Here is a 24183-nt window from a genome sequence, read left to right on the forward strand (position 1 = left end):
AGAGCCAGCCGCCACGCGGTGGTCAGGCGGCCCAGATGACGATCTGGATGTTGGTGCTATTGTGCCCCGGAGACTCTACGGTGACCATAGAGCGGCCATCGGGCGACCAGGAGGCCGAGAAGATCAGCGGGTCCTGGCTGCTATAAACTCCAACCTGCGCTCCGCTGTCCGCGTCCAGGATGGTCACTTTGCCGGTTTTTGTGTCCGAGAATGGAGCAGCGAAAGGCAAGGTGTACGCCGCCAGCCTCTTCCCATCAGGCGACCAGGCGAAGCCCGAAACCTCTTTATAGGTCTTGAGTAGCTTGTGAGCGTCTACGTCCCAGATCTCCGTCGAGCTAGACGTATTGCGCGTCAGGTTATGGGTACCAGGCTGCCAGGCGATCGTCATGGATTGGGCGCCGCCCAGCACCGAAACAACCTGCTGCGTTGCCACGCTCCAGACGACAATTTTTGCATCATTCGCGTAGGATACGGCCAGGTATTTTCCATCGCTGGAAAAGGCCAGCGCGAGCCCGATGGGCGCCGCCTGCGCGCTGAAAGTGGTTTTCACCGTGCCGGTTTGCGGATCTAGCAACACGACTTTCCCCGAGTCTATATTGGATACATCGACCGCCAGAGATGCTCCATCCGGGCTCCAGGCCACGGAATAAAAGCCAAATCCTCCACCAAGCGGGACGGCACTGGAAAGGAGGGACTGATGTGTGCCAGTGCCGTGGAGGGCCGTCGGCGCCTGGTAGTTGATGGTTTTGACCACTCTACCAGTCTGGCTATCGACAATCACGATGGCCTGCAGATTGTTCAGCGCCAGGTATTTGCCCGTCGGTGACCACTGCACCTCACCGAGATCCTCCACGTCTAGAGGAACCGTCATGAGATTCTTTCCGCTGGCGACGTTCCAAATGTACAGCAGCGTCCTGGAGTTTTTGGATCTATAGCCGGCGCGGCCATACGCGTTCCATCTGGCGACCACGCGGCTGAGCTGAAGTTGGTTCCCGCCGGGGATTTTCGCGTAGAGAGTATCGTGCCAGCGGACACTGGCGTAGGCGTGGGTCTGGGCGCGCGGGTCGCGGTCGCCTTTGTTTTGCCAATACCCTGGCTGCCCTGCTGGCTGTGATTGAGGGTCAGCACCACAGCTAGTGTGCTCACTAGTAGTCCTGCTACCAGGACTGCAGCCAGCAGACCGAGGCTGCGAGACAACCTTCTGCCCGTGGACTGCTTCGCTGAACGGGGCGATTGCATCTTAAGAGTCCTTTCTTGAGAAAAACGTAGCATAGGAGCCGGATCCATCGGGCTCCGTGCCTGATTGACATCATTTTTAGCGAACTGGTGAGCCGCGATCCGCTGCCTGGCGCGCGCGAGGAAGGCCCGGTTTTGTTCGTAATCAGCCTGGTAAAAGGCCTGGAGCTCTTTGACCAGGCGCGCCGATGCGCCCTGCCCATCCTCGTTCACCGGGAAATCCCTGACGTGGCGTGTTTCCGCTTGAGCAGGCGTTGCGCCCGGTTCCAGGCGTGTTGGTTCACCTGGCTGGCGCGAGGAGAGCTGCTCAACCTGCTCATCCACGCTCTCGGGTGTGAAAAAATCGCGATTCTGTGTCATAAATGCGCCTCTTCCTGCTCCTTTTCGTAGAGCGTGCGCAAGAAATTGAGCGCGCGAGCCATGAGCGAACGCACGCTCCCCTCGCGTTTGCCCATCAATGCCGCAATCTCCGAACTGCGCAGGCCATGGGCGAAACGCAGCTGGATAGCCATCCGCTGGCCAGGAGAAAGCTGATCCAGGTAGGTCTGTAAAAGTGTGGACGTCTCTCGCTGTAGCATAATTAGCTCAGGAGAGCGTTCCTTATCGTCGATATAGTCAGCCACCAGGCTCAGATCCAGTCCGCGCCTGACCTGTGAGCGGCGATAAGCGTCCACCGCCTTGTTCCGTGTTACCCGCCATAGCCAGGACACCTGCTCTTTTTCGCTCATCCGGACAAACCTCTCCGTCTCAAGCGCGGCCACGAAGACTTCCACCAGTACATCTTCTGCGGCCTCGTGCGAGCCGGTCTGTTGACTCAAATAAGCAAAAAGCGCCGGACCATGTTGTTCATAGAGACGGCCCACCGGTGAGTCATCCGCAGCGACTTTATGTGAGAGTTCCATGTTTTTCCTCTCAGTGTTTTTGAGATCTCATCCTTTCCATCGCACAGAGATAGAAAAACGTTGCATCCCTCTCCATCTGTCTTTTTCTTTTGCTAAAAAGGGGGGGGGCATAAGCGGGGAAATGAAGAGCTTACCGGATGTTTCCCTTGCAAAAATGTGCTGCGGACGCTTATTATGACGTGTCTTTTAAATTTAACGTGATGTCACGGGAGGGAGGCTGAGGCAGAAGCGGCTCCCCTGGCCGGGCTGGCCGCTGCTCTCGACCCAGATGCGCCCTCCCATCGCCTCCATTAGCTGCTTGCATATGTAGAGTCCCAGCCCGGTCCCTCGTGTGGGGCCGCCCATGTCCCGCTTGAGGCGTACGAATTTCTCGAAGATCAGGGAGATCTCATCGGCAGGAATACCCGGCCCCTCATCCTGTATATTTATGTTTATGAATGCAGTGGGCTCGGCCTGCACGCCCTCGATGTGGATCTCTGTCCGCGTCGGGACGTATTTGAAGATGTTGGAGAACAGATTGTGCAAGACCTGGCCTAAGAATTGTGGGTCCGCCCAGACCATAAGCTGGTCGGGCATCTGCAGGTGGACGGTGTAGGCGGCGATCTCGTGAGCCTTGAGGTGCGCGAGCATCTCCTGCAGGAAGTGCCGCACGTCGATGGCTTCAGGCTTGGCGTTTGGAATATCGCTGATGATCTCGGTGGCGTCGAGCACGCGATCAACCAGGGCGGCCAGGTCCTCCTGGCTCTCGATGGCGTGTTTCATATACTGTGCACGCGTCGTCGGGTCTAGCCGCTCGCCAAAATCATTGAGGATCTCCAGGGAGCCTCCCAGCACGGTCAGAGGGGTGCGCAGCTCGTGGCTGACGTTCAGGAGAAACTGGTCCTTCAGGGCATTGATCTTGCGCTGCTGCTCGTAGGCCAGGGCGATCTGCTGCTCCTGCAGTTGGACCAGCAGTCGTTGCTGTTCGGCGGCCAGGATCTGCTGGCGCGCCATGCGCACCTGGTCGACTGCCGCGCGCAGCCAGCAGACGATGACGCCCAGTCCCAGAGAGGTGATGAAGCCGACGATGCCCCCGACTACGAAGGCCTGGTCGGGTAATAGTCCGCGCAGGAGGAGGATGTAGGTGATCTGGAACGTGAGGCCGTTGAGCACCATGGTGGCGAGCAGACCCCGGTAGCGAAACAGCCAGCAGGCGATCACAATGGGCAGAAACATGCTGACCCCATTATGGGTGGAGGGAAACAGCAGCCACAGACCGCTGATGCCGACAACATAGGAAAGGGCGGCGATGAGCAGTTGCGATCTCCATGGCAGATTCAGCCAGGCCAACGGGATCATACGCAGCCGGTGCAAGAGGATACCGATGCGCGCATAATATTTCATATATCTTCCCCTCTTATCCTAAGATCTCCTAGCATAAGAATGTCTATATGTCCCGATGATCTGCATCCTTGTGCTACAATCCCCTATAATATGCACACTGCTCAGTATACCTGCTCCATGCCAAAAGTGTCAAAGATTAACCGTATTAAATGGTATTTTTTTCTTCTATACATAGAAGCTGTAGAGTATTTGCATGGATGCGTGGAGTTGATACAATATCAGTGCAGAAGGAGGGGAGTAGAATTTATGAATCGCATGGATCGGCTGACCGCTATCGTGCTGCTGTTGCAGGGGGGACCGCGTACCGCGGGAGAACTGGCGCGGCGCTTTGAGATCTCGCGGCGTACCGTGTTTCGCGATATCGAGTCGCTGTGCGAGATGGGAGTGCCGATCGTGACTACCTCGGGCCCGCGCGGCGGCTATTCTTTGATGCCCGATTACTCGCTCTCTCCACTACAGCTGACGGTTAGCGAGTCTTTCCTGCTGCGCCTGGCCCTGAGCAGCGTGGCGCAACTGGCCGATACCCCTTTCAAGCAGGAGCGTGAGTCCCTGCTGGCCAAGATGGCGGCCGTCATGCCCGCGCGGCACGCGGACGAGGCCGAGCACCTGCTGCGCACGATCCAGCTTGATGTGCCGGAGCGCCGCTATGCGACACCGTTTATCGAGCAGTTGATCGCCGCCGCGCGGACGCGAGCATGGCTGGCGGTCGAGTATCGCTCTGGCCAGCGCACGTCGCGGCAGACGCTGCGTCCGCTGCACCTCTCTTCTTCCGGCGGCTTCTGGTATTGCCGGGCCTATTCGCACGAGCGCCAGGAAGAGCGCACCTATCGCGTGGACCGCTTTATCAGCGTCAATTCTACCGACGCCCCCGCATCCATGGCCTCCGCGCCCGCCGCAGATGCCACACCATCCCTGCCCTATGGACATCCCTCGCTGCCGGAGGTGTGCATCCGCCTGACCGCCTACGGCGCCATGATCATGGAGCGCGATCCCCACCTGGGCGACTCCATCCAGCCTGCCGAGGATGGTGGCCTGCTGCGTTTCCGCTGCCCGACCTCAGAGTATCCCTGGCTGCTGCGCACCCTGCTCAGCCTGGGTCCCGACGCCGAGGTACTGACCCCCGAGACGCTCAAAGACCAGTTGCGCGCGGCCGCGCAGGCGATCGCGCAACGCTACTCCTAATGGTGACATAAGGCTGTCACCATTACTCCTGTAAACTCTTACTATCAGCTGTTAGCGAGCTGGTCATCATCGAGTTGAAGGAGTATGAACATGGTTGAAGCCACCTACGCGCGGCAGCGCTTGCGCAATTGGCGCCAGACGCCCGAGGACCGTTTAACGGGAAGCGAGCAGGCGCCGGACTTCATTGATCGCATGGGGATCGTGACGCTCTACCCCGCCTCGCTGGAGTTTCCCAATCTCTTTTCCGCCTATATGGGCGATCCCGCTGCGAAGACCGATTCGGCCTGGGATACCCCTAGCGGCGAGATCTATACCTGGCGCTGGACGCTGGGCAGCCAGGGAGTCGCTTATTACTCGACCCTGATCCGGCGCCGTCCGACCTGGATCTCCTGGTCGCTGTTTCCGGCTATGCTGCGCCTGTGCGGTGAGCTGCGCAGCCCCCACGAGCTGTATCACGCTGGCAAGCTCTCAGCGCAGGCCTATCACATCGTCGAGGCCCTGGAGTCGGTCGATGAGCCGCTGCCAACCAGCGAGCTGCGCGAGCGGGCCGGCTTCCCACGTGGAACCGCTACGCGCAACCTCTATCTCAAAGCGGTCGAAGAGCTGGAAGCGCAGATGCTGCTGGCCAAGGTCTTCCTGGGCGACGACCACACCATGTATCACACCCTCGTCAGCCAGCGCTACGCTGGGCACGTCGCCGCCGCCGAGCGCCTGACGCAGCAGCAAGCCTTGCGTGCTTTCCTGCTCACTTACCTGCCCCACGCCGTCTACGCCGATCCAATCAGACTGGCGAAAGATCTCAAGCAGCCCCAGGACCAACTGAAAGCGGCCCTTACTGAAGTACAGAAAGAGCAGCGGTTGAGCCCAACAAGTTCAATGTGACGCTATGAGGAGAACCGGGGCGCAAGTGGGAGCAAGCCCGACACCTATGGCGATCTTCATTGCTCATAATCTGGAAAGGGATCATACAGATGACATTGATTACGACACCGTTACAACAAGCACAGGATTTTATGCTGACCAATGGCCGCTTGCTTGAGCGCCAGCTATTCAGCTATCTCTTTGGTGATGGGACGCGGGAGCTGGTCTTGCAGGCGTTGCGCGCCTATCAGAACGCGGACGGTGGCTTTGGCAATGCCCTGGAGCCTGACAAGCGCTGTCCCGACAGTCAGCCGCAAGATGTCGAGTTCGCCCTGCACGTTCTGGATGTGCTTGGCTCCCTGGACGACCCGCTGGTGCAGCGTGCCTGCGACTACCTGGACTCTATCACGACTCCCGAGGGGGGTGTCCCTTTCGCGCTTCCCAGCGTCAATGCCTATCCCCATGCCCCCTGGTGGACCTCCGATGAGAACCCACCGGCCTCGCTGAATCCCACGGCCGCTATTGTTGGACTGCTGCTGAAGCATCGAGTGCGGCATCCGTGGATCGAGCGGGCCGCGCAATTCTGCTGGCAGGCCATCGCCGCCATCGATACTACCGAATTCCATACCCTGATGCCGGTGCTACAGTTCCTTGAGCATGCACCCGAGCGTGAGCGGGCCAATCATGAGTTGCGGCGCGTGGCCGCGCGCCTCTCACAGCCAGGTGTGATCGAGCTTGATCCCCAGGCCAGCGGATACGTGCAGAAGCCCCTAAACTGGGCGCCGACGCCCGATAGCTTTTGTCGCCGCCTCTTCACTGACGAAACGATCGCCACCCATCTCGACGCCCTGGCGCGACGGCAGCAGGCAGACGGCGGCTGGCCGATCTCCTGGGATACATTAAGCCCGGCCGTAGCCTACGAATGGCGCGGTCGCGTTACCATCGAAGCCCTGAGTACCTTGCGGGCCTATCAATATAATATCTAACATTGCTCTGATCAATAGGGCAAATAAGAAGGGAATGAACTCTATGAAACCATACATTACGATGATTACATTGGGTGTAGATAACCTGGAAAGGTCGCTCGCTTTCTACCGCGATGGCCTTGGTCTGCCGACGCAGGGCATTGTCGGACAAGAATTTGAGCACGGCGCCGTCGTCTTTTTCGACCTACAGCCAGGACTGAAGCTGGCCCTCTGGCCCCGAGCCGACATCGCGCACGACACCAACCTCTCCCAGGCGCCCCACAGCCCGACCGAGCTCACCATCGGCCACAACGTAAGCAGCAAAGAAGAGGTCGAAGAGGTAATGGCGCAGGCCAGCAGAGCCGGAGCCCGCATCATCAAGCCCCCCTCCCAAACGTTCTGGGGCGGCTACTCCGGCTACTTCCAGGACCCCGACGACCACCTCTGGGAGATCGTCTGGAATCCCGACCTCCTGCCCGAATAACGGCCCTGTCTGGTCGCGCAAACAGCCGCTCCCTCAAATGGAACGTTCCCCAAATCGGAATGCCCCCAAAACACGAAATACCAACAAAAACATGAACGTATTGTAGGGTCGACCTTCAACGGTCGACCGGGCCGCGAAGCGGCCCACGTACCCGGTCGATTCGGCTTCCCCTGCCTTACACGTCGGCCCACGTGGTTCCCGCACGCCAACGTTCCGCAGGCGTACCCAAAAGCGAACGCTCCCCCTGGGGTACCACGTGGGGTGAGATGTCATCCACGGGAAGCCGAACCGGCCGGGCATGGGAGCCGCTTCGCGGCCCGGGCGACCGTTGAAGGTCGACCCTACAATACGTTCCGGTTTGGGGGGACCATTTCGATTTTGGGTGATGTTATTCTTTCTTCTGCTCCTCAAGGACCTCCAGCGCTTCGTAGAGCCAGTTCAGATAGGTCTGCTCGAAGTTGATGGCGAAGCGCGAGACGAGGCGGAAATAGATGTCCTCCTCCTCCTGGCTGGCGTAGGGATTGGGCCGGCCGCTGGCCTGCCGTGGCTGGTCACGCACCGGCAGGTGCTGGGTTGTCTGCCGATACTGCAACAGGCGCTGCTCATGCAGAGCGATGCTGGCGCGAACGTTCTCACTGACAGCATCCGGCGGTGCGAACGATCCAAACATCATCTTGAGCAATAACTCGTCGCGCAGCTGCAGAACCGCCGGTGGCTGTCCTTGCCAGGACTCTAGCGCCGCCCGCCCGGCCGATGTAATCGAATAAACCTTGCGGTCCGGTCGCGACTCCTGCTCCTCGCGCTCCATTTCCACCCATCCCAGCCCCTTCATGCGCTTCAACTCATTGTAGATCTGGCTGTGTGCCGCCGACCACATAGCCGAGAGCACGTGATCAAACAACTGCTTCAGATCATAGCCGGACAGCGGTCCCCAGTACGCGAGCAGCCCCAATACCCCATAGGTTATCGGATAGGCCTCGGGTCGATCCATAATTGCACTCTTTCCTCTTACAATTCCAAATATCGTTCCCTATGATATCACGTCATATTTCTGCTTGACAAAACTCTCCGCTCCATTCTATACTCTTTGTAGTTATATGTCTTCCAGTCATATGATTATCAAATATAAGGAGATGTGAGATGGCGCTATCGACACAGGATATGGCTATCCATATGATTGAGCGCGGGCAGGGAGCTCCCACGCTGTTTTTACACGGGGCACCCGATTCGGGGGAGATGTGGAATGGGGTTATCGAGCGTCTTGAGAAGCACTATCACTGCTATGCGCCGGACCTGCCGGGCTTTGGCCGTTCGGCGGTTCCGGCCGATTTTCGGGCCTCGTTGGACTACATGGCCGCGTTCGTAGAGCGCATGATTGAGCGTTACGGGATCGCCACGCCGCTCAACCTGGTGGTGATGGATTTCGGGGCCACCTATGGCCTGGCGTGGGCGGCGAGCCATCCACAGCAGGTGGCACACCTGGCCATCGTGGGCGGCTCGAACTTCTCGTCGCGCTACCAGTGGCATGGGACCGCCCGTCTGCTGCGCACGCCGCTGCTGGGTGATCTGGGGATGGCCATGCTCAGCCTGGCATCGCAGGAGAAGATGATGCGGCAGAACGCGCCGCTGGTCAGCCCCGAATACGTCCGTTCGGCGTATGAGCTCTCGCTGAGCAAGCCGCAGACGCGTCGCATGATGCTCAAGCTCTACCGCTCGATCGATTCCAAAGACTTTGTGGGCTGGGAGGAGCGCCTGCGCGAGCTGACCGCGCGCGTTCCCACGCTGGTCCTGTGGGGCGATAAAGATCCCTTTATTACGCCGGACTATGCCGAGAGCTTTGGCACCAGCAACGTCGAACATTTTCCAGAGAATGGACACTGGCTGCCCCTGGAGCTCCCCGGGGTCGTGGCGCGGCGCCTGAAGAGCTTCTTTGCCGTGGGTGCGCCCCTTGCGGGAGGGGAAATCGGCCGCGAGGGTTGAACCTACGGGGACTCTTTGCGATAGCGGCTACCGGAGATGCACTGCCATTTCCAGGTGCGCTCCGGAAAATCGTTCCATGGACCCTGCTCGTGAAAGATGATGGCCAGCCCCTCAGGCAGGTAGGCCCGAAAGTCGGGCGCCTGAATGGAGCTGACCAGTCGGTTGGCGATCTCCAGCGATGCCTCCTTTTCATATATTCTTCCCGCCGCCTTGCGAAAGCGGCCAATGGTGCGCACCTCGATCTCGTCCCATTCGTAGCCCTGATTAACCATTGAGCGCGTGGCGCGCACGATCTCGGCCATATTGGTGAGCTGCGGCTTGCATTCAAAGAGCGTGATTACCCCTTGCAGCACATTGATGCCCAGGTGCATGACGCTGTGGCAGGCGGGGCAGACCGTCTCCAGATTTTCCAGGCGATGATCGTCCTCGGCCCCGATATGGTTGACCTGCATGAAGCGGCGGCAGCTCAGGGCGCAGTAGACGCAGGTATAGCGGTCCCGCTCCAGGGCCTGCTGGCGAATGCGCCGCCACTGCTCGGGATCGCGCTCCTTGAACCATTCGCGCGCCGCCATTACCGATGGCCGTAAAATCTTCATCTCTCCTCCTCATCACCATACGCACAAAAAGGCGGGGCAAGCCCGGCACCTACGATGGAAAATCTTGTTGCGGCACTTGCGTGCGCTCCTGCTGGATCGCGTTGATGACCGGCTCCTTCAGCCGGAACGGCAGGGAAAGTACGTATTTCCCCAGCAATTCCATGACAATGGTGTCGGCCGGGGTGCCGTTATTGCTGGCCTGGATCGGCTTGAGCCCCTCGTCCGAATCATGGATGATATCCGCGAGCTGCATCACGGCCGCCTGCAGACGCTTGTATTCATGATCAATCTGCGCCGCTCGCTGCAGACGTGGTACCAACCGCTGCAACTCTACCTCACTGTTTTGGAGCCGCTGCAAGCGGGAGAGCAGGTTGTTCAGCGAGACGGCGACCGGCCACAGGGTAGCCCCCTCCTGTAGGGGCACGCGCGCCGCCAGGTTGCCGTTACTGGCGGCTGAATGGACCGCCATGATGTCCTGGATGCTCGTGTCCAGCACCCGCTTCTCATCGGCGATGGCGTGCTCCTGCGCCGCGATGTCGTGCTGCAGCTTGGCGATCTCTTCGGCTCGGTCGGCGCGCTGAATGGCACGCGTCGCGCTCGCCACCCACAGATAGAGTACCACCGATACAATCAGGTGAATCTGAATGGGGCGCGAGACGATGGTGAAGTAGCCGCCGCCGTGCATCATTTGGTTTAGTAAAGGGGTACGAGGCCAGTACGTCAGCACGACATACGAAAAGATGATATTCAGCAGTGCATCAGGTATGACCCAGTTTACGGGGAGCAGTGACACTACAAATACTTCAGAGAAGACCAGCATGTCAAATATTGCAATAGTTTCAGGGGCCAGGCCACCAGGACTACGCAAAATGCTGGAAAAGATACCGAGGTTCACTGATAGTGAAATTATTAATCCTACAGCGGTGACGTGCCCCCTCTGATTCAGAGGCGCGCAGATCGCTATCAGCACTAAAATACCCAGGGCAACGAATAGGATCTGGTGGTTCGGGCCGAAAACACCTATTGGGCCCACCAGGGCGAGGAGGATAAAGCCCAGCGCGAACATAATCGTGCTGGCCAGGCGTCCGCGTCGTACAACTTCGCGCTGCTCGAAGCTCGCCCCTGGCTCAGCTTGCGGCGGCGCCGTAAGGCGATACCAGGGATTGAACACTGCGTGGAGTACATTGGTAAAGAATCCACGCGGCTTTTCCGGCGCCGCCTGTATGTAGACAGGTTCGGACGCTGAATAGTTTGGACCCATCATCGTGGATATGACTCCTTTTTAAAAATAATCTACATGACACCTGATGTGTTTGCTTGCATTATACTTTTTAATAAAAGCATAATACAATGCTATAGGACGATTATAATCTTTGATGTTATACTATCTAAGAGATTAGGAGGTTACTCTAGATATGTAACCTGCTTTTTCATATAGATAAATGCACTTAATGGATGTGTTTATTTGTGATGTGGCAGATATGTAACTCGAGTATATCTTCTTGTCCGCTTTTATTTGTGCCCCGCGTAGGTTATTTCATTATGTTATTTTGGAGGCAGGGAAAAGTATGACGCCTAATGAAGGGAAGGTTCCCGAGGCTCTTCCGAGCACCGACGTAACCCCGGATGGTGATGAAGGTTCGCAGCTTTCCACTTCCGTCGCTGAGGCAAGTTCGCTCAACACCATGACCGTTATTGATGTCGACGATATGCCTGATGTCGACGATATGCCTGCGAGTACGACTGTATCACAGGAGGAACCAGACATACCGGCTGTGCAGGCCGCGCAGGATGCCCTGGTGGCCGACTCGGTCAGCACTACCGATACCGCTGTGACATATACAAATCTGGGGTGGACGTTTCGCGTCGTTTTCGCGCTGGCGAGCACGGTCGGGGGCCTTTCCAGTATCGCTATTAAACAACTCCTCCTACCGCTGCAAGTGAGCATGCTGGCACCTACCACGACCAATACGTCCTTTGCCATCGTGGCCTCGATCGGTGCGTTCGCCGGTCTGATCGTTTCTCCCTTTACGGGCGCGCTCAGCGATCGTAGCGTGGCCAAATGGGGGCCGCGCCGTGTATGGATCGTGTTTGGCCTGCTGGCAGGCGTGCTGGGTCTGATCATTATGGCCTTTGCCGCCAGCATCCCTGTGCTGCTCCTCGGTGAGATCATCGCCCAGATCGGTGTCGATACGGTGCTCTCGACGGTGGCGGCCATCATCCCGGACCAGGTGCCGTCCTCGAAGCGGGCCCTCTTCAGCGCCTTGAATGGTATGGCTCCGATCGTGGGTGGCGTGCTCGGCCTGCTGGCGGTCTCGCGCCTCACCAACACGCACGTGCCGGCGCAGGGCTACCTGGCGCTGATCATCCTTTCGGTTCTGTTTATCGCCCTGTTCCTGCTCGTCTTTCGTGACCGGCCCGGTGTGCGGCGCGAGGACGCGCCGGCGTTCCAGATGGGACCCTTCCTGGCCGGATTTGTGCGGCCGCTGGCATCTGGCGACTTCGTCTATACACTTATTTCACGCTGTCTGGTGTTCCTGAGCTTCCAGATCCTTGGCGCCTACACCCTTTTCTATTTGCGCGGTGTGCTGCATTTTACCGCTCCCCAGGCCGCGACCGGTGTGGCTAACTTCCAACTGATTTCGACCGCCTGCCTGCTGATCGGCTCGCTTATCGTGGGCAGTATCTCCGGGAAGGCCGCCGGGCGCATCAAGCCATTCGTCATCCTGGGAGCATTGCTGATGGCGATCAGTCTCGTGGTTATCGCGCTGGTCCATATCTGGACGGTCATGTTGTTTATCGCGGTGGTGTTCGGCTTCGGCTTTGGCATCTACCTGGCGGTTGATATGGCCCTGGCGATCCGTGTCCTGCCAACCACTACCAACAACGGCAAGGACCTGGCCATCATCAACACGGCCATCTTCCTTCCGCTCATTATCAGTCCTATTATTGGCGCATTCATTCTCAACCTTTCCCATAACAACTTTTCCCTGTTGTTCCTGATCGCCGCGTTCTCCAGCGTGGTCGCGGCCGGCTTAATCCTACCCATACGCAGCGTGCGTTAAAACCACATTCTGGTAGTCCGGTATACATGTGTGTTGTGTATGGTGCAGCAAAGCCACACCATACACAACACACATGTATACCACTGGCTTTTTCTTGAAGGTAAGGCGATGAGATACACAAAACAATAAGGTGAGATAAGAGAGAAGACGAAAGTGGCTGAGTATTATTTAGACATGGCGACGATGATAGGAGTTGTTCAATCACTAGGACAAACTGGTCAGATTGAGGCCGATCTGGCGGCCAGCTCGCTGCGCGGCAGGGATAATCTGCCCGCAGGTCATCTGGTTATCGGTGTGAAAGCTGGCCGTATCTATGCATGGGCTCTGCTGAGGGAGAATGGGCAGCAGATTCTGACCGGTACCGAGCAAAATGTCAGTGGCTTGTTGCGCTATTATGGCCAGCAGAGGATTCGCTGGACATTTGTACAGCAAACACATGAGCAGTCAGCCTCACTACATATAGCGCCGCCAAATTACCAGGCCTCTCCTCCGTATCAATTGCCCCGGTCCTCTTCTGCTAGCGGGAACTCGCAGCATGGGGGATCATCAGCTGGTTCCCATGGTCGAGCGCAGATTCCGTATCGCAAGCAGAATTTCGCGTCGGACGTGCTTGCGACCATGCCCCGGCAGCATAGGCTGGTCTATGCACTCGTCAACGGCGTCAATACGGTCGAACGTATCTATGAGCTTTTGCCTTCTCTGTCGCATAGTGATATCACGCGGATCCTGAAAGAGCTGCACTCTTCTAACGTCATTAGTTTCTAAATGCTAGAGAGATATTCGGATGAAGATATTGATTATTGGCGGCGGCATCAGCGGTCTGGCGGTCGCGCTGGCCCTGCATCGTACCGGCCAGGATGTGACGGTCTTTGAGCGTTCCCAGGAGATACACGAGGTGGGGGCGGGCCTGACGATCTGGCCCAACGCGATCCGCGTTCTTGAACAACTGGGATTGAGCGAGGTCATCCCGCAGATCGGTATGCCGGCGCACTATCGCACGATCCGTACCTGGCGGGGAGCGTTGCTCTCGCAGATTGAGGTCGATGCCATCGCCGGCAGCCCGCTGCGCCTGATGCACCGGGCCGACCTGCAGGGGGCGCTATTGAACGCCCTGCGCGCGGCATCTGTCCCCATAGAGCTTGGCGCGCGCTGCACCGACTTTGCGCAGGATGAAGACGGAGTGCACGCGCGGTTCGCCGATGGACGCAGCGCCGACGGCGATCTCCTGATCGGCGCGGACGGTATCCGTTCGTCCATCCGCGCGCAGCTCTTCGGGACGCCCGGCATTCACTATACGGGCTATACCTCGTGGCGCGGCATCGCCGAGGTGGATGAACGCTACATTCCACTGGGCATCTCCAGCGAAACATGGGGAGTGGGACGAAGGATCGGCCTCATTCCGCTGATGCATGGCCGCATGTACTGGTTCGCGGCCTACACCACGCCGGAGGGACAGGGCAAGGAGCAGTCGCCCGAGGAGCGCAAGCAGCAGGTGCAGTCGCTCTTCCGTGGCTGGCATGATCCCATTGATCCCATCCTGGAGGCCACGGAGGCGTCGCGCTTCATTCGCAATGACGTCTACGATATCGAGCCCCTTACCCACTGGAGCCGGGGACGCGTCGTGCTGGTCGGTGACGCGGCGCACGCCATGTCCCCCAACATGGGCCAGGGCGGCTGCCAGGCGATTGAGGACGCGCCCGTGCTCGCCGAATGCCTGCGGACCGGCTCGGACCTCCCGACGGCCCTGCGCGCCTACGAAGAGCGACGCAAGCCGCGCACCTCGCGTGTCGCCCGGCAATCGCGGCGCATCGGCCAGCTCTCGCAGGTCAACAATCCTCAGCTCTACACTGTACGCAACGTCCTGGTCAAAGCCCTGTATACACAGGCGCTATCCAAAGAACTCAAGTGGCTCCTGCAAAGCACCATTTAACTAACAATAATGAAAATCGCGCAAGATCGCTTTCCGCTTTCCCGGCGCAGACTGGTATAGAGATAAGTGACAGGGGATGGCCACCTAAACCGCGACTCGACCCCTCATTGATCGCTGTCCGCCATCCCCTTTCTCTGCGTGAGTTGGTTATTGCACCTGTGGCATCTTTCCTTCGCTGCCCGCCTCAAACAGCCGATTGAAATCGGCGGGGAGCTGGGCGCGGGCATCCTTTAATTCACCCTGCGAGACGGCTTCTTTGAGCACATCGATCACTGCCCGCGCATGAAACGTGGCCTTTTGTACATCGACCCGCTCCCGCAGGCTGACACGCTGGAAGAACTCGTGCAGGGAGAAGCGCTCTCCCTTTGCGGACCAGGTGTCTCGGAGATAGTCCCCAATCTCTGGCGGCAGTTGCGCAGCCAGGTCTTGCGCCTCGCCACCGGCCAGGCGCTCGGCCAGGGTCTCAAGTGTCGCGCGGGTCGCCCGCTCCGCCTCGCCTCGCGAGCTTAATCGTGCGCGGTGTTGTACCTGTCCCATAAATTCATCGTGTTTCATAACATCCTCCGCATCTCTGTAAACGACGATTGCTTGTTGTGTTGTTCCCCACCAGCAGATTCTGTCCCGGTAACTCTTATGGACAGAGTCGATGCTACGAACATAGGCCGCCAGGTTTTCATCGCCGTCACAGGACGAAAAAAGGTATCACAAAGACGTCACAGATGGTATCTCAGCGTCATCCAAGCTGTTCAAACGTGGAGTGAACCACGCGCGATGAGACAAAAAAATCCCTGGACCAGCGGTGTGATCCGCGATCCAGGGCGAAAAGTCGAACCGGAACTAGCAATGGTGGTGATGATGGTGGTGATGGTGGTGGTGGTGGTGGTGACAATCATAGTCATAGCAGTCATCATCGTCATGATCGCAATCGTCATAGTCATAGCAGCCGCTGCCACCGGATACAGCGCTTAACTCTTGCTCGTTGAGCTCAACTTCGCGGGCCTGCACGTTGTCACGATTGTTGTTGGAAGAGCGGAACAGTTTCATAGCTGGCATCCTTTCTTTTTCTCTCTTGTTCGTTATCTTGTCTGGCTTTGCTCTGTCGATCCCTCTCTCTGGTGAGGTCCCGACGTCTTTCTCTTATGTGCTTAGTCTACCCTGAATACAGATGAGCTGCCATGACACACATCACAAGTTCGGCGTGAACTGATCCACAAATCACGCCGGGTATAGATCTGGCTGCCAATCGATTGTTTCTGCCCTATTTCTTTCCAAATATGCCGAACGTGTCAGGTGCATACTTTTTGGCGTCGTTGAGCAATTCCTTACGCGTGAAATCATTGAGAAAACCTGTCAGCGGAAGCATATTGGTGTAGCGGCTTATCTGGACACCCATCAGGGCCCACCCATGGATAACCGCCACGTTTCGCCGCATCCCCTCCTTCACTGGAAGCCCGGAAACAGCGGGCCGGTAAAAAAGGAAGCCTTCGTATGTACGCGACGGCTGATAAAAACGGGTACCATACATGCTGTTGCCGCCATACTGGTCCGTAGCTAGCTTTTTGATGTTGCTCCAGGGAGTGTATACGGTATATCCAATGCCATACAGGGTTACACCCCTGGAAGAGGTTACCAGGCGTATGTGCCGGGCGCCGAGAAAGACTAGAATGCCGATCAGCGCGATGATGACCGCCCCTCCTATCAGCATGGCTCGCGTCGCTATATCGACGTACGACATGCGCAAAGCTGCGACGAGTAGTATTGCTCCCATGCCAATACCGAAGATAGGAATAGCCCACCACATTTTTTGTACGTTATCATTCATCTTATAGACTTTTGTTGTGACCTTGTCTGAGGGCGATTGGGTCTGGGTCATATGTTTGCTCCTTCTTCTCTGCAGCATTATGCCATACTGCTTTGCTGTGCTTTCCTTGAGTTTAGCCGCTTTTGCCCGAGAATCAGATAGCAATTCCGTATCATCTATGTATCAATATCTATATGGCAAAAAAAGAGGGTAAAACACCCCCTTTTTTTTACCTTTTTCTTACCATTCTGAGTCATACTTTTCGTATAGAGGATAGCAACCGTGCTTTCACACCCTTTGAGACATAGGACGAATGGTATTAATTTATCACTATCCTCTATACTCCTTACTCCAGCTATCCTTGAAAATGCCACCAGGGAATTGGTACCAGCATGCCCCCGTCTTGTTCCCTCCGCTTGTTTTCCTGTTCTCCCATACGCGGGCTACGCTCCCGGAGAACATTGCTACCTTCTATCCGGATCGAACGGATGCGGATCATATTTCTGCCTTCTACGCTAACATGAGGATAAATAGGTATCTAAAAATAGTAATCCTCTTACTAAAATTTAACTTATGATGTATATAGTAATTAATAGTCCATGATAGATATAAACTAATAGTAGCGTTTGTCTACATTTAGTAGTGCTTAGTGCGGGCGCAAGCTGGAAGTTTGTTGCTACAATCACATGAAAGGAGCACATGAAATGGCTCAATATGCCATGCCTCATGATCAGGACGTTAGTACCCATACAGATGTCGTCACACAGGATGCCAGGCTGGCTATCCCGAATATGCAGGCTTTTGCCTTTACGACGATCATCTGGGGCGCTGTCTTTGCTGGTTTCCTGATTCGTCCATTTTCCGCTGGCCTTGGATTGCTCGCAGTTGTTGCTTTCTTTGGTGGCCTGGCCTTATTCCTGGGTGGCATGCACGAGTCGGCCCGCGCAAATCCCGAAATGGGGACCTTCTTTGAGTCGTATGGTGTGTTTTTGCTGGCGTTAGGCGCGCTGGTCGCTCCAACGTTTGGTATTCGCGCACTGCTTGGAGTCCATCTCAATGTTGCGATTGGATTCCTGTTCCTCACCTGGACGGTCTTTAGCGCTATCTACATTGTGACGGCCCTAAGAACCAACCCGGTCTGGCTCGCTGTTTTAGGTCTGCTGTTCCTGGCGTCGCTGGGTGTAACCCTTGGCATGTTGCTTAATGTACCTGTGCTCACGGTAATCGGAGGGTGGATCGCTATCATCTCTGGATTGGTGGCCTGGTATGGCATGTTTGCGCGCATGACGGAGACCGGTCCCTCGAAGATTGAATTGCCCCGTGGTGGCTTTATGCATACGCACTAGGGTCATGTGTGGAACAACGCTGTTCCCGGCATGTTGTGATCAGGTGCCCCTCGTTCCATCAATCAAGGAACGAGGGGATATTTTTGCGCGCCGGGCTCCCTTTTAGCGGGACCAGCGAACGGGCAGGGCGGTCAGGCTCTGCGAGTTGAGGCTGAAGTGCCAGCTGATATCCTCGCGGGGAATGTCCAGTCGCAGATCGGGCACGCGCCTGAGCAAGCTGGTAAAGGCGATATCTCCCTCTACGCGGGCCAGCGGCGCGCCCAGGCAGGTATGGATGCCATGCCCAAAGGCGATGTGGCGGTTGAGCGTGCGCGCGATCTCCAGATCCTCCGGCTGCGTGAACTGGGCCTCGTCGCGATTGGCCGAGAGCAGGACCGGGATAACGACGTCTCCCTTGTTGATGTGCTGGCCGCCGAGCTCGATCTCCGCGCGGGCAAAGCGGGGACCCGCGATGGTGGCCGGTCCCTGGAAGCGCAGTAGTTCCTCGACCGCCGAGGGGACGAGACTGAGGTCGGCTTTGAGCCGCTCTAGCTGATCGGGATGGTCCAGCAGCACCAGTGTGCCGGTGGCGATCAGGTTGGAGGTCGTCTCGTGGCCGGCGAAGATCAGCAGTGTGATCATCGAGAGCAGTTCGGTCTCACTGAGCCGGTCGCCTTCTTCTTCAAGGGCGATCAGCTGGCTGATCAGATCGTCGGCGGGATGCTGGCGTTTGTCGGCCACCAGTTGCGCGGTGTAGGCTCCGAACGCCTGCATGTGCGCCACCACCCCCTCGTCGCGCTTGCCCAGCCCCAGCCCGCTCGCCAGCGCCCCGGACCACACACGGATCTGCGCGCGGTCCTCGCGCGGCACGCCGAGCATCTCAGAAATGACGTTGATCGGCAGGGGGAAGGCATAGTCCTTGACGAGATCCATCTGCCCCTGGTCCTGTACCTGGTCGAGCAGTTCGTCGGCGATCTGCTGTACGCGCGGGCGCAGCCCTTCTATGTACCTGGGCGTGAAGGCCCTGGAGATCAGCCCGCGTAGACGCCGGTGATCCGGGTCGTCGACTGTGAGCATCGAGGTGCCGGGCGTAAAAAAGGTGGGCATGCTGCTTGCATCGGCGGCGGCCATGTTTTGCCCGAAGATGCCTGCCATGCCGAGCGTGCGGGGATCGACGGTGAAGTGCTCCTGATCTTTCAGCACGCGCACCGCCTCTTCCATGCGTGTCACCATCCACGTCTGTCGATCTGATCCCATCATGGGGAACGGCAGGGGAATGACGGCCCCCATCGAGCGCATCATGGTTAGCACCGGGAATGGATTAGAGGCGTACTCGCTACCACTAAACAGATTGAACGCCGCCTGCTCTGCTCCACCCTGATCTGGTATATTCATCATGACCTTCCTCTTTTTATATACTGTCTATAGTTGCCATAACTGTCATTTTGGGATTATAATGTCATAGTGTGACAGAAGTCAAGAGGAGGGCATTGAAATGCACGACATGGCATCGACTACGGGCCAGCAGCCGCAGCCGCTGAGCTTGCGTGAGCACAAAAAACGCCAGGCGCAGGCCATCATCGAAGAGACGGCGTTGCGCCTGTTTCAGCAGCAGGGATATGAGCAGACGTCGATTCAGGATATCGCGAACGCGGTGCAGATGTCGTCGCGTACCTTCTTTCGCTATTTTGCCTCGAAGGAGGAGGTGCTCTTCACACCCATGCGTGCCATCCTGAGCGCAGGCATGAGCACGCTGCAGCAGGTGGCGCCAGGCGAGTCGCCGCACGCCGCGCTGCGCACGATCATGCTGTCGCTGGCCGAGCTGTATCAGCAGCAGCGGACCAGCTTTCTGATTCGCTACCGGGTGGCCATGCAGATCCCATCCATCGCCTCCATCTACCTCTACACACAGATGGCGGTGGAGCCCGCCATCTGCGACGCGCTCAGCTCGCGGCTGGAGTCCGCCACCGATCCCCACCGGGTTCGCTTTCTGGTAGCCATCTACATGACGGCACTGCGTGTCGCGCTGCAGGACTGGCTGGATGACGAGGTACAGGGCGATCTCATCTCCCTGCTCCACGGTTACATGGACCCTCTATCCTCAACAGATCAGTGGCAGCAGGGGGGAGAAGACCAGCAATGAAGCTTTCTCAAGTCGCGCCAGAATTACGATCAAGAGTACTCATGATGCCGCCGTTGCCGCTAGGGAGCAGCTTCGGGCGGCGTCTTATGCGAGCGTCCATCAAACGATTGGATCGTGAAAAACAGTATGAGGGAGCCCGCCTGGAAAAGCGAACTGGCGCGCTCCGCGTGTATACCCCTCAGGGTGTCTTGACGGGCGCGGCCTTGCTCTGGATTCATGGCGGCGGGATGGTGATCGGGAGCGCGGCGCAGGATGATCAGTTCTGCGCCGAGACCGCCCGCCAGCTGGGTGTGGTCGTGGTTTCTGTGGAGTATCGACTGGCGCCGGAGTTTCCTTTCCCGTCCGCCGCCGATGATTGCTACGCGGCCTGGACATGGCTCCAGCAGGCAGCGACGCACCTCCAGATCGACCGGACCCGTGTTGCCGTTGGCGGGCAAAGTGCTGGCGGTGGGCTGGCGGCCAGCCTGGTTCAGCGCATCCACGATGCCAGGGGCATCCAGCCTATCGCGCAGTGGCTCTTCTCTCCCATGCTTGACGATCGCACGGCAGCCCGCACGGAGCTCGATGCGATCAAGCACAAAATCTGGAATAATCGCCTCAATCGCATCGGCTGGCGTGCCTTTCTGGGGACCGAGCCTGGAGCGGCGTCAGTTCCTGAGTATGCCGTACCCGCCCGCCGCAACGATCTGCGCGGACTCCCGCCGACATGGATCGGCGTCGGCGATATTGAGCTCTTCTTCGATGAAGATAAAACCTACGCTGATCGGCTACAATCGGCAGGTGCCGACTCTACCCTTGAGATTGTCCCTGGTGCGCCCCACGGTTTCGAGAGCATCGCCGCCAGGACACGTCTGGCTCAAGCGTACCTGTCACACAGTCGTGAATGGCTTGGCGAAAAAATCGCTGGCTCTCCTGCCGGCGGGAAACACGAAAACACATGAACGGTGCCCCATCGTAGGTTCGGCCCTCGCGGCCGATACTTTCAACGTAAGGAAATGCAGAAATAGAAAGAGATGCAGTACGTGCGGGGCTTGCCCCCGCTTGCTTGCATCCCCAAAAGGAAAAGCTCCTTCAAAGCGACCAGGGACAGTTGCATGCGATGCATCGCATCATTTCCGTCGCTGTTTCGAGCGGCGAGCAAGCAAGCGGGGGCAAGCCCCGCACGTACGGGTATGGCGCGTAACCCTCAATGTTGTTCCGTTGGTTGTTTGAGCAGGATGATCAGCGCGATTAGCGCCAGGATGGCCATGATGATGCTGAACGCGATGCCCGCCACCTGCAATCCGAAGAGCTGCGCGGCTATGCCTACGCCGATGACGGGGATAGAGATGGCGATGTAGAGGACGACGAAGTAGCTCGATGAGATCTCGCCGCGTTGCGTGGCGGGACTCTTCGCGTTGATCGCCGCTAACCCCGCGCGTAAGCTCAGGCCCTGTCCCAGACCGGCAACGATGGCTCCGGCGACCAGCAGGGTCAGCGAACGGGCCAGCAGCCCGCCGGCGACCAGAATCAGCCCGACGATCAGTCCGATACAGGCCAGGGGCAGCGCGCGTCGCTGGGAAATGTGTTCAAGCAGCAGTTGACCACAGGTGGAGGCGGCGAAGACGGCGAAGACGATCAGGCCGGTGAGCGCGTGGTTGGTGATGTGGAGCATCTGGCTCAGGAACACAGGCGCCACCGCTGTGAAGAGACCCAATACCGCGAAGCCGGCAAAGCCGGGGATTGCCACGCGAATAAATGTCGCGCGCACCTGCTGAGGAATGCGCAGACGTTGCGGCCGCAGCCGCGCGTGTTCCTTGACCTCGATCGGTTCAGGCATGATCCAGGTGCCTATGATCGCTAATAGCAGCAGCACGATGTTGACGATGAATACGAGCCGCAGTGGCTGCACCGCGTACTGCGCGAGTATGCCGGCGAGCAGTGGTCCACAACCCAGGCCGCCCATATTGGCGCCGGCGGCGATCAATGTGGCCTGACGCTGCTTCTCCTGCGGCGCCAGGTCCACCAGCGTGGCCGTCGCGGTACCCGTAAAGATGCCCGCCGACAGCCCCGAGAGCAGACGACCCACAAACAGCAGGGGCAGACCAGTGGCGAACAGAAAGGCCAGCGCGCTGGCCACTGCCAGCAGCAGTCCTCCCAGTAGTACCCGGCGTCGCCCAATCTCGTCTGAAAGCTGACCAAACAGCAGCAGCGCCGCGATCACCCCCACGGCATAAGTGGCGTAGATCACCGTGACTATCAGGCTCGAAAAGCTAAACTCCTGCTGGTAGATCGGGTAGAGCGGCGTGGGCAGCGTCGTGCCCAGCATAGTTACCACAAAGGCGTAGGCGGCCAGCGCAAAGCCAGAGGCGCGCCCGACAGGCGCCTTCACAGCGATTTTCATTAATCTATTCCCTTTCTTCCATCATCTCCTTCCTTTTCTTTCACTGCTACTGACGCTTGCCTCCCGCGGCAAAGTTCATCACGGCCAGAAATGCCGTGATGGTACCAACAATAATCATCAGGTCAAACATACAATCCTCCTCTGAAACATGGTATCATCCTCAACCGTTTATGACACGCGATTGCGCGCCGCGTCGTAACATCTGCCAGAAGCCGTCGTAGGACAATGACGGCAGACTCCCTATTATCCCTCACTTTGCTTGCGTGTGTATACGGCGCAAAATTCTGTTCATTGTGCGCAAGAACATGGGCGCTTGTCCTTGATTTCTAAGGTACCTTTATGTCCAGAGAAAGGTGTGGAGGAAGGAGCTTCGATATTGACTGGTTAATCAACGCTGCTCTCCTTGTTGAAGATGACTATCTATGATGGAGTACCATTATGCAATTAAGCGTATGGCGTGGTGGTTTATTTGAGGGACTCAATGATTTCCTTTCTCTCTCTATTGTCTATGGGGGCTGGGGTAAGGATGCAGGTGCAAGGATGCTACCCTGCTCCTCATGGGCAATTAATTATTAGATAATAGCTGAAAAGGAAAGAATCACAGTGTCTAGGAACAAAACCGCTCTGGTAACCGGCGCTTCATCGGGAATCGGCCTTGAATTGACCAATACCTTACTTGCCCGGGGATATCAGGTTGTCGCCAACTCGCGCAGGATTACCAGCGCGCGCACCCTGCCTGCTTCTGATCACCTTGCCCTCGTTGATGGGGATATCGCCGAGCAAGAAATCGCGCAACAAGTGGTGCAGACAGCCGTCGCACGCTTTGGCAGGATTGATCTGCTGGTGAATAATGCCGGGATCTTTATCCCGAAGCCCTTTACCGACTATACCATCCAGGATTTTGATAACTTGATCCGTACGAACCTGCTTGGCTTCTTGTTTGTGACGCAGTATGCCGTTGGGCAGATGCAAAAACAGTATTCGGGTCACATTGTAAACATTACCACCACGCTGGCCGATCAGCCTGTGGCCGGCGTTCCGGCATCCCTTCCTCTTATCACCAAGGGTGGCTTAAACGCGGCGACAAAAGCACTGGCCATAGAGTATGCGGGCGAAGGTATTCGCGTCAACGCCGTTGCGCCGGGTAACATTGATACCCCCATGCACCGCAACGATGATTATGACTTCCTGCGCGATATGCATCCGATCGCACGTATGGGGCAGGCATCTGAAATCGTAGATGCTATTATGTATCTGGATGCGGCAACCTTTGTAACTGGAGAAGTAATACACGTTGATGGAGGTGCACATGCCGGCAAATGGTGATCGAACCGGTTCGGGCAAGTATCGTGAGAGGCTGGATGCGCTTGGCATCCAGCTTCCAGCGCCCCCGACACCCCTGGGAAACTATGTGGAGACATCGCTGGTGGGGACCCTGCTCTTCACCAGTGGCATCCTCCCCTTCGTCGATGGAAAGCTGCTGTACACTGGTCGCCTGGGTTCTGACCTGACCGTGGAACAGGGACAGGAGGCGGCCCGGTGCGCGGCACTGAAGGCTCTGGCGGCGGCCAGCCATTTCCTGGGCGATGTGGATCGGATTCGGAAAGTGCTACGCGTCGGCGTAACCCTGATGACGACTGAGACATTTACGCAGCATGCAGCCGTGGCCGATGGCGCCTCGGATCTGTTCGCGCAGATCTTTGGGAAGGAACCAGGGCATACCCGGCTGGTAACCGGCGCCTATAGCCTCCCTGTTCGCACCCCGCTTGTGCTGGACGCGATCTTTGAAGTTGTTGCGTAGGTGCCGGGCTTGCCCTGGCTTGGAGCCGAAGGCGACCCCGTCCCCGGGAGCACACGTTGCTTGAAACACGATCGTTCCCAGGAAAGGTTCACAAGAAACGATGTCATCGTTGGTGGAACATGCTCGCCCGGGAGCGGGCCGCTGCG

Annotated in this window: 25 protein-coding genes; 13 read left to right on the forward strand and 12 right to left on the reverse strand. The window is 57.7% G+C overall.

All coding sequences use genetic code 11. The features are described 5' to 3' along the window. Positions 1-22: 22 nt before the first annotated feature. From AABA21_RS34600 to AABA21_RS34615, 4 genes are all read right to left on the reverse strand, one after another. The gene (locus tag AABA21_RS34600) at positions 23-871 is read right to left on the reverse strand and encodes a WD40 repeat domain-containing protein (RefSeq protein WP_338257274.1); all 849 of its coding nucleotides are present in this window, start codon (positions 869-871) and stop codon (positions 23-25) included. Further along, entirely contained in the window at positions 868-1596 is a 729-nt protein-coding gene (locus tag AABA21_RS34605; RefSeq protein WP_338257276.1) for a hypothetical protein, read from the reverse strand. Before AABA21_RS34605 ends, AABA21_RS34600 begins: the two co-directional genes overlap by 4 nt. Then, positions 1593-2138, reverse strand: coding sequence for an RNA polymerase sigma factor (locus tag AABA21_RS34610; protein WP_338257277.1), 546 nt, complete (start codon positions 2136-2138; stop codon positions 1593-1595). Before AABA21_RS34610 ends, AABA21_RS34605 begins: the two co-directional genes overlap by 4 nt. 192 nt (positions 2139-2330) lie before the next feature. Further along, on the reverse strand, positions 2331-3521 hold the full coding sequence (locus AABA21_RS34615; RefSeq protein WP_338257278.1) for a sensor histidine kinase: 1191 nt from the start codon (positions 3519-3521) through the stop codon (positions 2331-2333). Positions 3522-3767: 246 nt separating this feature from the next. On the opposite strand from AABA21_RS34615, the gene AABA21_RS34620 reads away from it, so the two are divergent. From AABA21_RS34620 to AABA21_RS34635, 4 genes are all read left to right on the forward strand, one after another. Continuing rightward, complete coding sequence (locus AABA21_RS34620) at positions 3768-4703, forward strand: helix-turn-helix transcriptional regulator (RefSeq protein WP_338257279.1); 936 nt, start codon at positions 3768-3770, stop codon at positions 4701-4703. A 90-nt stretch (positions 4704-4793) separates the two neighbouring features. Next, positions 4794-5585 carry an AlkZ-related protein gene (locus tag AABA21_RS34625; RefSeq protein WP_338257280.1) on the forward strand — a complete coding sequence of 264 codons (792 nt, stop codon included), beginning with the start codon at positions 4794-4796 and terminating at the stop codon, positions 5583-5585. 89 nt (positions 5586-5674) lie between these two features. Continuing rightward, on the forward strand, positions 5675-6550 hold the full coding sequence (locus AABA21_RS34630) for a hypothetical protein (protein WP_338257282.1): 876 nt from the start codon (positions 5675-5677) through the stop codon (positions 6548-6550). 43 nt (positions 6551-6593) lie between these two features. After that, positions 6594-7013 carry a VOC family protein gene (locus tag AABA21_RS34635; protein ID WP_338257283.1) on the forward strand — a complete coding sequence of 140 codons (420 nt, stop codon included), beginning with the start codon at positions 6594-6596 and terminating at the stop codon, positions 7011-7013. A 388-nt stretch (positions 7014-7401) separates the two neighbouring features. On the opposite strand, the gene AABA21_RS34640 is transcribed toward AABA21_RS34635, so the two are convergent. Beyond that, positions 7402-8004, reverse strand: a complete 603-nt coding sequence (locus AABA21_RS34640; protein WP_338257285.1) for a PadR family transcriptional regulator — start codon at positions 8002-8004, stop codon at positions 7402-7404. 149 nt (positions 8005-8153) lie between these two features. On the opposite strand from AABA21_RS34640, the gene AABA21_RS34645 reads away from it, so the two are divergent. Beyond that, positions 8154-8993 (forward strand): alpha/beta fold hydrolase, encoded by an 840-nt coding sequence (locus AABA21_RS34645; RefSeq protein ID WP_338257287.1) that lies wholly within the window; start codon positions 8154-8156, stop codon positions 8991-8993. 2 nt (positions 8994-8995) lie between these two features. Here the strand turns inward: AABA21_RS34645 and AABA21_RS34650 are convergent, their stop codons facing one another. Further along, positions 8996-9589 carry an HNH endonuclease gene (locus AABA21_RS34650; protein ID WP_338257289.1) on the reverse strand — a complete coding sequence of 198 codons (594 nt, stop codon included), beginning with the start codon at positions 9587-9589 and terminating at the stop codon, positions 8996-8998. Between the two features lie 49 nt (positions 9590-9638). After that, positions 9639-10853 (reverse strand): hypothetical protein, encoded by a 1215-nt coding sequence (locus tag AABA21_RS34655; RefSeq protein ID WP_338257291.1) that lies wholly within the window; start codon positions 10851-10853, stop codon positions 9639-9641. 304 nt (positions 10854-11157) lie between these two features. On the opposite strand from AABA21_RS34655, the gene AABA21_RS34660 reads away from it, so the two are divergent. The 3 genes from AABA21_RS34660 to AABA21_RS34670 all read left to right on the forward strand — a co-directional run bounded on the left by AABA21_RS34660 (position 11158) and on the right by AABA21_RS34670 (position 14584). Next, positions 11158-12654 (forward strand): MFS transporter, encoded by a 1497-nt coding sequence (locus AABA21_RS34660; protein ID WP_338257292.1) that lies wholly within the window; start codon positions 11158-11160, stop codon positions 12652-12654. Between the two features lie 153 nt (positions 12655-12807). Continuing rightward, positions 12808-13419 carry a hypothetical protein gene (locus AABA21_RS34665; protein WP_338257294.1) on the forward strand — a complete coding sequence of 204 codons (612 nt, stop codon included), beginning with the start codon at positions 12808-12810 and terminating at the stop codon, positions 13417-13419. A gap of 19 nt (positions 13420-13438) precedes the next feature. After that, on the forward strand, positions 13439-14584 hold the full coding sequence (locus AABA21_RS34670) for an FAD-dependent oxidoreductase (protein WP_338257295.1): 1146 nt from the start codon (positions 13439-13441) through the stop codon (positions 14582-14584). 147 nt (positions 14585-14731) lie between these two features. Here AABA21_RS34670 and AABA21_RS34675 read toward each other — a convergent pair whose 3' ends face one another. The 3 genes from AABA21_RS34675 to AABA21_RS34685 form a co-directional block, all read right to left on the reverse strand. Further along, a complete protein-coding gene (locus tag AABA21_RS34675; protein ID WP_338257297.1) occupies positions 14732-15139 on the reverse strand; it encodes a DUF2267 domain-containing protein in 408 nt (135 codons plus the stop codon). Positions 15140-15330: 191 nt separating this feature from the next. Beyond that, the gene (locus AABA21_RS34680) at positions 15331-15522 is read right to left on the reverse strand and encodes a hypothetical protein (RefSeq protein ID WP_338257298.1); all 192 of its coding nucleotides are present in this window, start codon (positions 15520-15522) and stop codon (positions 15331-15333) included. Between the two features lie 320 nt (positions 15523-15842). Next, a complete protein-coding gene (locus AABA21_RS34685; protein WP_338257299.1) occupies positions 15843-16457 on the reverse strand; it encodes a hypothetical protein in 615 nt (204 codons plus the stop codon). Between the two features lie 632 nt (positions 16458-17089). On the opposite strand from AABA21_RS34685, the gene AABA21_RS34690 reads away from it, so the two are divergent. Further along, positions 17090-17731: an acetate uptake transporter family protein gene (locus tag AABA21_RS34690; protein WP_338257300.1), complete on the forward strand. Its 642-nt coding sequence runs from the start codon at positions 17090-17092 to the stop codon at positions 17729-17731. A gap of 102 nt (positions 17732-17833) precedes the next feature. Here AABA21_RS34690 and AABA21_RS34695 read toward each other — a convergent pair whose 3' ends face one another. Next, positions 17834-19105, reverse strand: coding sequence for a cytochrome P450 family protein (locus AABA21_RS34695; RefSeq protein ID WP_420917243.1), 1272 nt, complete (start codon positions 19103-19105; stop codon positions 17834-17836). 100 nt (positions 19106-19205) lie between these two features. Between AABA21_RS34695 and AABA21_RS34700 the strand changes: the two genes are divergently transcribed. Together AABA21_RS34700 and AABA21_RS34705 are read left to right on the forward strand one after the other, a co-directional pair. Further along, positions 19206-19853 carry a TetR/AcrR family transcriptional regulator gene (locus AABA21_RS34700; RefSeq protein WP_338257303.1) on the forward strand — a complete coding sequence of 216 codons (648 nt, stop codon included), beginning with the start codon at positions 19206-19208 and terminating at the stop codon, positions 19851-19853. After that, complete coding sequence (locus tag AABA21_RS34705; RefSeq protein ID WP_338257304.1) at positions 19850-20794, forward strand: alpha/beta hydrolase; 945 nt, start codon at positions 19850-19852, stop codon at positions 20792-20794. The genes AABA21_RS34700 and AABA21_RS34705 overlap by 4 nt, the downstream gene beginning before the upstream one ends. A 245-nt stretch (positions 20795-21039) precedes the next feature. Here AABA21_RS34705 and AABA21_RS34710 read toward each other — a convergent pair whose 3' ends face one another. Then, positions 21040-22236 (reverse strand): MFS transporter, encoded by a 1197-nt coding sequence (locus AABA21_RS34710; protein ID WP_338257305.1) that lies wholly within the window; start codon positions 22234-22236, stop codon positions 21040-21042. Positions 22237-22839: 603 nt separating this feature from the next. On the opposite strand from AABA21_RS34710, the gene AABA21_RS34715 reads away from it, so the two are divergent. Together AABA21_RS34715 and AABA21_RS34720 are read left to right on the forward strand one after the other, a co-directional pair. Beyond that, positions 22840-23562 (forward strand): SDR family NAD(P)-dependent oxidoreductase, encoded by a 723-nt coding sequence (locus tag AABA21_RS34715; RefSeq protein ID WP_338257307.1) that lies wholly within the window; start codon positions 22840-22842, stop codon positions 23560-23562. Then, positions 23546-24037 (forward strand): RidA family protein, encoded by a 492-nt coding sequence (locus AABA21_RS34720; protein ID WP_338257308.1) that lies wholly within the window; start codon positions 23546-23548, stop codon positions 24035-24037. The genes AABA21_RS34715 and AABA21_RS34720 overlap by 17 nt, the downstream gene beginning before the upstream one ends. Positions 24038-24183 lie beyond the last annotated feature (146 nt).

It is taken from the genome of Dictyobacter halimunensis (genome assembly GCF_036245075.1).